The sequence below is a fragment of the Kitasatospora sp. NPDC056783 genome, from assembly GCF_042789895.1.
Taxonomy (GTDB): Bacteria; Actinomycetota; Actinomycetes; order Streptomycetales; family Streptomycetaceae; genus Kitasatospora.
In genome coordinates this window covers 1-7,801 of the sequence record NZ_JBHUAF010000116.1, presented here as the reverse complement: position 1 = coordinate 7,801, position 7,801 = coordinate 1, and the positions used below count along the sequence as shown (strand labels likewise).

At 72.7% G+C, this 7,801-nt stretch carries 6 protein-coding genes; 2 read left to right on the top strand and 4 right to left on the bottom strand.

Features of this window, described 5'->3' with window-relative positions:
* Positions 1-58 precede the first annotated feature (58 nt).
* The 4 genes from ACFRMQ_RS18555 to ACFRMQ_RS18540 form a co-directional block, all read right to left on the bottom strand.
* Entirely contained in the window at positions 59-853 is a 795-nt protein-coding gene (locus ACFRMQ_RS18555; protein WP_380731539.1) for an MBL fold metallo-hydrolase, read from the bottom strand.
* A 128-nt stretch (positions 854-981) separates the two neighbouring features.
* Positions 982-2,604 carry a purple acid phosphatase family protein gene (locus ACFRMQ_RS18550; RefSeq protein WP_380731538.1) on the bottom strand — a complete coding sequence of 541 codons (1,623 nt, stop codon included), beginning with the start codon at positions 2,602-2,604 and terminating at the stop codon, positions 982-984.
* 155 nt (positions 2,605-2,759) lie between these two features.
* Positions 2,760-4,355, bottom strand: coding sequence for a purple acid phosphatase family protein (locus ACFRMQ_RS18545; RefSeq protein WP_380731537.1), 1,596 nt, complete (start codon positions 4,353-4,355; stop codon positions 2,760-2,762).
* A 168-nt stretch (positions 4,356-4,523) separates the two neighbouring features.
* Positions 4,524-5,813: an MFS transporter gene (locus tag ACFRMQ_RS18540; RefSeq protein WP_380731536.1), complete on the bottom strand. Its 1,290-nt coding sequence runs from the start codon at positions 5,811-5,813 to the stop codon at positions 4,524-4,526.
* A 187-nt stretch (positions 5,814-6,000) separates the two neighbouring features.
* Between ACFRMQ_RS18540 and ACFRMQ_RS18535 the strand changes: the two genes are divergently transcribed.
* A complete protein-coding gene (locus ACFRMQ_RS18535) occupies positions 6,001-6,663 on the top strand; it encodes an ArsR/SmtB family transcription factor (RefSeq protein ID WP_380731535.1) in 663 nt (220 codons plus the stop codon).
* Between the two features lie 405 nt (positions 6,664-7,068).
* On the top strand, positions 7,069-7,713 hold the full coding sequence (locus ACFRMQ_RS18530; RefSeq protein ID WP_380731534.1) for a transglycosylase family protein: 645 nt from the start codon (positions 7,069-7,071) through the stop codon (positions 7,711-7,713).
* Positions 7,714-7,801 lie beyond the last annotated feature (88 nt).

Below are 7,801 nucleotides of genomic sequence, written 5' to 3'. Positions count from 1 at the left end.
GCCGCGCCGGAAGTCGGCCCGCCCGACTTCCGGCGCAGATCCCCCCGTTGGCGACTGATCAGACGGCGACGAAACGCCGCTCGCCGTCCCCCGCGATGATGCGGCCGAACCGCATGCCCGGGAAGTGGGCGGCGACCAGCAGGTCGTCCGTGTCGGCGGCCTCGTCGGCGATGCGGTTGCGCACGGCGGAGGCGGCAACGGGGTCGACGTCCCAGATCACCTGCCAGTCGCGCTCGCTGAACTGGACCACCGAGTGGACCACGTCCCCCAGCAGCAGGGCGCGGCGTCCGCCGGAGGAGACCACGTACACGGTCGTGCCGGGGGTGTGGCCGGGCAGGTGGAGGGCGTCGACACCGGGAGCGAGCGTGAAGTCGCCGTCGAACAGCTCCAGTTGGCCGCCGATCGGGCCGAGTTTCTCGACCGCCTCCGGCACGGCGGCGTCACCCGTCACGAAGTGCTCCCAGTCGGCGCGGTGGGCGCGGTAGGTGGCACGGGGGAAGACGGGCCGGCCGTCGACGGCCGCCCAGCCGATGTGGTCGAAGTGCAGGTGGGTGAAGAGCACATCGGTCACGTCGCCGGGGGTGACACCGTGGGCGGCGAGCGAGTCGAGCAACCGGCCCCCGCGGTAATTGCCGTCGTCGAACGGCCCGACTCCGGCGTCGACCAGGACGGTCCGCTCCCCGCTGCGCACCAGGAAGCCGCCCAGGGGCAGGCCGAGGCTCCCGTCCGCGTCCCGGTGGTGATCGTGACAGGCCCACGGGTCGTCGACGTCAGGGCGTTTGAGGATCTCGGAGGCGATCTCCTTGCCCATCCCGTCCGTGATCGCCAGAACCTCGACATCGCCGATCTTCACGTTCGCCCTCCCATGGCCAACCGTCAGGGGCCTGCATCGAACCGGAAGTCGTTCGTGGGCCGTCGGTTGCAACCGCCTTCGGCGCCGGAGGATTCCCGGGCACAGGGGAGAAGGAGCCCGCCGAAGCGTCAGCCCCGCTGCACGGTGACCCGGTCCACCGCCGTGCCGTCCTCGGTGAGCGAACGCACCTCCATCCGGGCGGGCCTGCCTCCGGCGGCGGGGGTCACGTCGACCGTGACCAGGCAGTAGCCGGTGTAACGGACCCTGGACCAGGTGACCTTGACCGTCTGGCTCTGCCCGCCCCGGTCGGAGACCACCATGGGGACGGACTTGTCGTTGGCGGTCTCGTGCCCGAGATAGGTGTCGGCGGCCGGGAAGGAGTAGAGCCCGCCGCCACCGCCGCCCGCGACGACATAAGTGGTGCCGTCCTTCACCGGGTTCACGGTGTCGCCGGAGGCGACCTTGCGGGTGGCCTTGCCCGCCCGGATGGGATCGGTCCGCTCGTAGACGTGGTTGTGGCCGCTGAGCACCAGGTCCACCTGGTACTTGTCGAACAAGGGGGCCCAGTCCTGCTGCGCGCCGAGTTCGGCTCCGTTGTCGTGGCAGGTGGAGTAGGTGCACTGGTGCAGGTAGACGACGATGAAGTCGATGCCGGAGTCGGCGCGCAGCGCGGCGAGCCGGCTCTCCAGCCACTTCTTCTGCTTGCCCTTGGTGTAGTCGAGGTTGGCCGGGGTGTTGAAGCAGACGTCGTTGCCGTCGAGGCTGATCAGGCCGACGTTCTGGTAACGCCAGGAGTAGATGCCGGTGGACTGGCTCCAGGCGTTGTCCGGGGTCGTGAACCGGGCACGCATGCCCCCGTAGCCGTCGGCCCCGTACCACGGCTCCATCTCGTGGTTGCCGATCGCCGGCATCCACGGGGTCCGGGAGGCGACGGGGTCGTTCTGCACGAAGAAGGAGTCCCAGAGGCGGGCGTCGTACGCGTCGCTGGTCTTGCCGCTGCCGCCGGCGTTGGCGTACGAGAGGTCGCCCATGTGGAGGTGGAAGGCGGGGTCGAGGCCGGAGATCAGGTTGCCGGTGGCTGCCGCGTTGTACCCGATGCCCTGGTCGCCGAAGGCCGTGAAGGTGAACCCGGCGCCGCGGCCGGGGGCGGGCGCGGTGCGGAAGCTCGCCACGTCGCCGAGCCGGGCACCCTGGCCGGCCGGGTCGTAGCCCTGGTGGCCCACGACGTAGTAGTAGGTGGTGTCCGGGATCAGCTGATCCAGCTGGGCGTGCAGGTAGTACTGGGTGACGGTGGTGGGCTTGACCAGGGGCTGGTCCTCGACCGGGTGCTGCCAGGAGAGCTTGCTGACCAGCGTGCGGACCTCGGCGGCGATCGGGGAGCCGAAGTCTCCGGGTTTGACGCCGAGCCGGACGAAGGGGGCGGTCACCGCGTCCGGCACCTGCCAGGAGACGACGACCTGCTGGGAGGGGTCGGCCCCGAAGGCGAGGTGCCGGCCGAAGGGCCGCAACGCGGATCCCGCGACCCGCTCGCCGCGAGGCGCGGGAACGGTCGGAGTGGCGAGGGTGGCCGGAGTGGCGGGAGCGGTCGGGGCGGCGGGGAGAGCCGGCGCTGCCAGGGCGGTACCCGGCAGCAGGAGGCCGCCGGCCGCGAGGGCCGCTCCGCCCGCCGTGCCGGCTCGGAGGAGGTCACGCCGGGAGGGCCGGGAGGGCCGGGAGATCTCGGTCTCGTTCTCGGTCTCGTTCTCGGACATGACATCAAGTTAGGAAACTTCCCTAACCTTTGACAAGAGGTCCGGCACCACCCGATCCGCTGTCGACTCCCTTTCCCCATCGGCACATTGGCGATGACGACGGAGAGAACGAGAACCCGCCGCGCCGGGCGGCGCGGCGGGCCCAGGTCCGAGGACTACCGCCGGGCGGAGGCCAGTCGGCCGTTCTCGTCCTCACCCTGGTCGTCGTCGTCCGCCCAGCCGTCGCTGCGGTCGCGGTAGAGGGTGAAGCGGTCGTGGAGCACCGGCGTCGGGAGCGGGTTGGCGGCGGTGGCCGGCGCCGAGTGGTAGTAGCTGACGGTGATGGTGGTGCGGCCGCCGGGCACGAGGCCCGGGTCGACGTCGAACACCGCGACGCCGTAGGGGTAGTCGGTGTCCGGGTCGGTGACCGCCGACCAGTGGGCCTTCTCCTTGGCGTCCGGGTCCGCCTTGTAGGTGAGCCGCTGGGTGCGGACGAAGCCCTCGCGCACGCCGTCGGCGCCGGCGGGCAGGTAGACGTCGTCGTGCCCGGCGGTGCCACCGCCGCCCAGGATGAGGTGGACGGTGCCCTCGGAGGTGTCGATCTGCCGCAGGTCGTCGGCGGCGACGGCCGGGGTGAGCAGTCCGCCGGGGGCGGTGCCGCGCACGGGGTGGGTGCGCTCGTAGTCGTGGTCGTGGCCGGCCAGGACGAGGTCGACGGAGTGGCGGTCGAGCAGCGGCAGCAGCTTCTCCCGGATGCCCATGTCGCCGCCGTGGCTGGCGGCCGAGGTGGACATCGCGAACTGGTGCAGGTAGACCACGATCCAGTCCACCGTGCGGCCGGCCCGGGCACGCGACAGCAAGCGGTCCAGCCAGCGGAGTTGGGCGCCCTCGCTGTAGCCGCTGATGTAGACGGACTGCCCGGTGGCCGGGTCGATGCTGGCGTCGTCCTCGACCGCGATCTCGTTGCCGTCCAGGCTGACGAAGAGCACCGAACCGACCTGGAAGCCGTACCAGTTGCCGCGGTGGTCGCGGGCGCCGTTGTCCGGCAGCTCGAAGCGGGTGAGGTACGAGGCGTAGCCGAGGTCGCCGCCGCCGGCCTCGACCTCGTGGTTGCCGGGGGTCGGCATCCACGGTCGGTTGGCGGCCGACTTGGCCATGTTGTTCATGAACGCGTTCCAGGCCTGCGGCTGGAGCTGCGGGTTGTTGTTGGCGTACGCGAGGTCGCCGTTGAGCAGGTGGAACAGCGGGTTGAACTGCTCGACCTGCCGGACGGCGGCGGCACCGTGGACGGACGACTTCTTGAACACGTTGTCGCCGGTGCCGAGGTCGCCGAAGCTGGTGAAGCGGAACGCGGCGCGGCCGCGCGCCGGGGCGGTGCGGAAGGTGCCGCGCACCGGCTGGGCGCCGTCATGCAGCACCTCGTAGACGTAGGTGGTGTCGGGGCGCAGGCCGTCCAGGCGGGCGTGGTGGGTGAAGGTCTCGACCTTGTTGAGGCCGTCGACGTAGCTGCGGCTGCGTGCGTCGACGGTCCGGCCGGCGCCGCCGCGCGGGGTGCCGATCCGGACCCGGGGGCGGCTGACCGAGGCGGCCGTGGCCCAGGAGACGGTCATCTCACGGGAGGGCTCGCCGCCCCACTGGAGGTGGATCTGCTCCGGGCCGGGGGTGCCGGCCACGGCGGGCCGCGTCCACAGCAGGGTGGACGCGGGAAGCGCGGCGAGCGCGCCGGCCGCTGTGCCCGTACGAAGGACCGTTCTACGAGAGGGTCGTGCCACCACTGCCGCCTCCTGGGCTCGGGGAATCGCCCAGGAGGCTCCCAGCCGAACCGCACGGCCGGATCACACCGGGCCGTGCGGACGGCGAACGACAGCTGAACGGCGGATGGCCGGGAACCCTCGGTACACGACCTTCGGGCCGTCGGCGCCCCTTTCCCGGAGAGAGTCTCAGCCGGAGGCCTTCTCCCCGATCAGCCGGGCGGCGAGCAGCCCGGAGGCCGCGGTGAGCACGGCCGCCGCCACGATGGTGGCGCCCAGGCCGAGGGCGTCGGCGAGCACGCCGGCCAGCAGGGCCCCGGCCGCGTAGCCGATGTCACGCCAGAACCGGTAGGTGCCGAGGGCGTTGGCGCGCCGGCTCGGGTGGGCGTGGTCGGAGACGGAGGCGATCAGCGCCGGGTAGACCATCGCGGTACCGAGCCCGAGCAGCACCGCCGAGGCGATGCCGGCCAGCAGCGGCCGGTCGAGCAGCAGCAGGGCCAGGGCCAGGCCGACGGCCTGCACCAGCATGCCCGTGACGATCAGCGGCTTGCGGCCGATCCGGTCGGCGAGGTGGCCGGTGGGGATCTGGCCGAAGCCCCACAGCAGCGGGTACAGGCCCTTGATCAGGCCGATCGCGGCGAGGCCCAGCCCGTGGTCGGTGAACAGCAGTGGGAAGACGCCCCAGGTGAGGCCGTCGTTGAGGTTGTTCACCAGGCCGGCCTGGCTGGCGCCGCGCAGCGAGCGGTCCTTCCAGGAGGTGTGCAGGAAGGTCTGCCACAGGCCGGGCGACTCCCCTGGAGCGGGCTTGGGGTGCTGGGCGAGCTCCAGCGCGACGTGCGCCCCGGTGTCGCGGACGACCAGGGACAGCGCGAGGCCGGCGACGAGGAAGACCACGCCGATCAGCTCGGGCGTCGGCCGCAGCCCGTACGAGGTGGCGAGGTAGCCGGTGATCAGCGCGGTCGCGCCGAGCGAGGCGTAGCCGGCCGCCTCGTTGAGGCCGGTGGCGAGCCCGCGCCGGGCCGGGCCGACCAGGTCGATCTTCATGTTGACGGTCATCGACCAGGTGAGCCCCTGGTTGATGCCGAGCAGCACGTTCGCGGCCACGATCCACCCCCACGAGGGCGCCCAGGCGAGGGCGAAGGGGACGGGGATGCCGACGAGCCAGCCCGCGACGAGCAGCCGCTTGCGGCTGAAGCGCGCGGTCAGCGCGCCGGCGGCGAGGTTGGTCAGGGCCTTGGTGACGCCGAAGGCGATGATGAAGGAGAAGACGGCGAGGTCGCTGGTGAGGCGGAAGACCTCGGAGCCGATCAGCGGCACGGTGGTGCGCTCCAGGCCGACCAGGCCGCCGACGGTGGCGGTGACCACGACCAGAAGGGTGAACTGGAGCCGGTTCTCCCGCAGGCCGAGCCGCACCGGACGGGCCGGTCGAGGCGGGCCATCCGCCTCCCGGTCGGACGCCTCCGGGGTCGCTGTGTTCATCGGTCCTCCTGTGACGACGGGGTGCGGCCGGTGCCTGGTCGCAGCAGTCGGCACCATCCACAATATTCCATGGATTTCTGGAAGATAGCCTCTGAGCTCGGAACCCTTGATCACGTCGACTCCGGTACGCTATTCCATGGAACCTTGGACGATGCGGCCCCACGGCCGGCGAACGGAGGCACCCGCGATGGCCGGGACCGAGGCGAAGGCCCAGCTGTACGACGCGTTCGCCGCCAGCGGCAAGGCCCTGGCCAGCGGAAAGCGCCTGGAGCTGCTCGACCTGCTCGCCCAGGGCGAGCGCACCGTGGACGCCCTGGCCAAGGCCGCCGGACTGAACCTGACCACCGCCTCAGCCCACCTCCAGACGCTCAAGCAGGCCGGCTTCGTCGCCACCCGCCGCGAGGGCGTCCGCATCCACTACCGGCTCTCCGGCCCGGACGTCGGCGAACTGCTCGCCCTGCTCCGCAAGGTCGCCGAGCGCCACCAGGCCGCGGTGCCGCCCGCCCTCGACGCCTACCTGGGAGACGACGGCGCACGGGAGGTCGGCCACGAAGAGCTGCGCACCCGCGCCGAAGCCGGCGACGTGGTGGTGCTGGACGTGCGGCCGGCGGAGGAGTACCTGGCCGGACACATCCCCGGCGCGCTCTCCATCCCGGTCGACGAGCTGACCGAGCGACTGGACGAGCTGCCCCCGGACACCGAGGTGGTCGTCTACTGCCGCGGCGAGTACTGCGTCCTGGCGTACGACGCGGTCCGGCTGCTCACCGCCCACGGACTCCGGGCGGTCCGGCTCAACGACGGCATGCTGGAGTGGCGACTGGCGGACCTCCCGGTGGCCTCCGGGAGCTGAACTCCCATACCAACCCTCACAGTTGACGCTTGATCAGACCAACGGGGAGGGTCACCCACGCCCCCCCCGGGGACACTCCCCGTCGCGGCCGGTCCGGCGACGGCGGTGTGCCCGGGCCGCACCCCGGCCCGTACTCCGGCCGCAGTCCGCCCGCTCGCGCACGGCCCGCGCGTGTGCCGTGCGCCCGGCGCGCGCCACGACCGCCGGGCGGTCCGGTCGGCGCGTGCCGGGGGCCGGTGACGAGGGTGACGGCCGATCGGCCGCGGGCCGCCGGGGTGGTACCGGGCCGCCGCCCGGGTGACCCGTCGGACGTGTCGGCGCCGGATCGCCCGGACCGGCGTGCATGGGTGGGAGTGCGCCGTCCGCGGACGGTGGCAGTCCTGTCCCCCAGCTTGAGAGCCGCCCATGCCTCCCACCGCCCCCCATCTGCGCCGCATCGTCCCGACCGCGCTCTGCGCCCTGACCGTGGCCCTCGCCGCCGCCCCAGCGGCCCACGCCGCGCCACCAGGCCGCGACGGCGGGTCCGACCCCGGAAGGGCGGACGGCGGCTCGTACGACTGGGACCGCGTGGCGGACTGCGAAAGCAGCGGAAACTGGCGCATCAACACCGGCAACGGCTACTTCGGCGGTCTCCAGTTCGACCAGCCCACCTGGCGGGAGAACGGCGGTCTCGACTACGCCGCCCGCGCCGACCTCGCCACCCGCGAGGAGCAGATCGCCGTCGCCGAGCGCCTCGCCGGCCGCCGAGGGCTCTCCCCCTGGCCCGCCTGCGGCGCCCGCGCCGCCCACGGCCAGGGCCACGAGGCCGCCCCGCCTCCCCCGGCCGCTCCGCACCACGCAGACCCCCAGCACGCCGCCCACCACACCGCGGCCGTCTCCGACGAGGACGACGGCACCTGGACCGTCCGGAAGAACGACACCCTGGACGACCTCGCCGAGCGCCTGGACATCGCCGGCGGCTGGCCCGCGCTCTACGACCTCAACCGCGAGACCATCGGCGAGGACCCGAACCTGATCCTGCCCGGCCAGGTCCTCGACCTCCCGTCCTGATCCATCCCTCCCCCACCGCCGCCCACGCCCTCCCAAGCGCGGGCGGCGGTCCGTCGTCCACGCCGGGCAGCCGGGTACCCCGGGCACG

What these genes read in the sequence shown, in the direction of transcription:
- ACFRMQ_RS18550 (WP_380731538.1), bottom strand. Translation starts at nt 2,604, where the DNA reads ATGTCCGAGAACGAGACCGAGAACGAGACCGAGATCTCCCGGCCCTCC.
- ACFRMQ_RS18540 (WP_380731536.1), bottom strand. Translation starts at nt 5,813, where the DNA reads ATGAACACAGCGACCCCGGAGGCGTCCGACCGGGAGGCGGATGGCCCG.
- ACFRMQ_RS18535 (WP_380731535.1), top strand. Translation starts at nt 6,001, where the DNA reads ATGGCCGGGACCGAGGCGAAGGCCCAGCTGTACGACGCGTTCGCCGCC.
- ACFRMQ_RS18530 (WP_380731534.1), top strand. Translation starts at nt 7,069, where the DNA reads ATGCCTCCCACCGCCCCCCATCTGCGCCGCATCGTCCCGACCGCGCTC.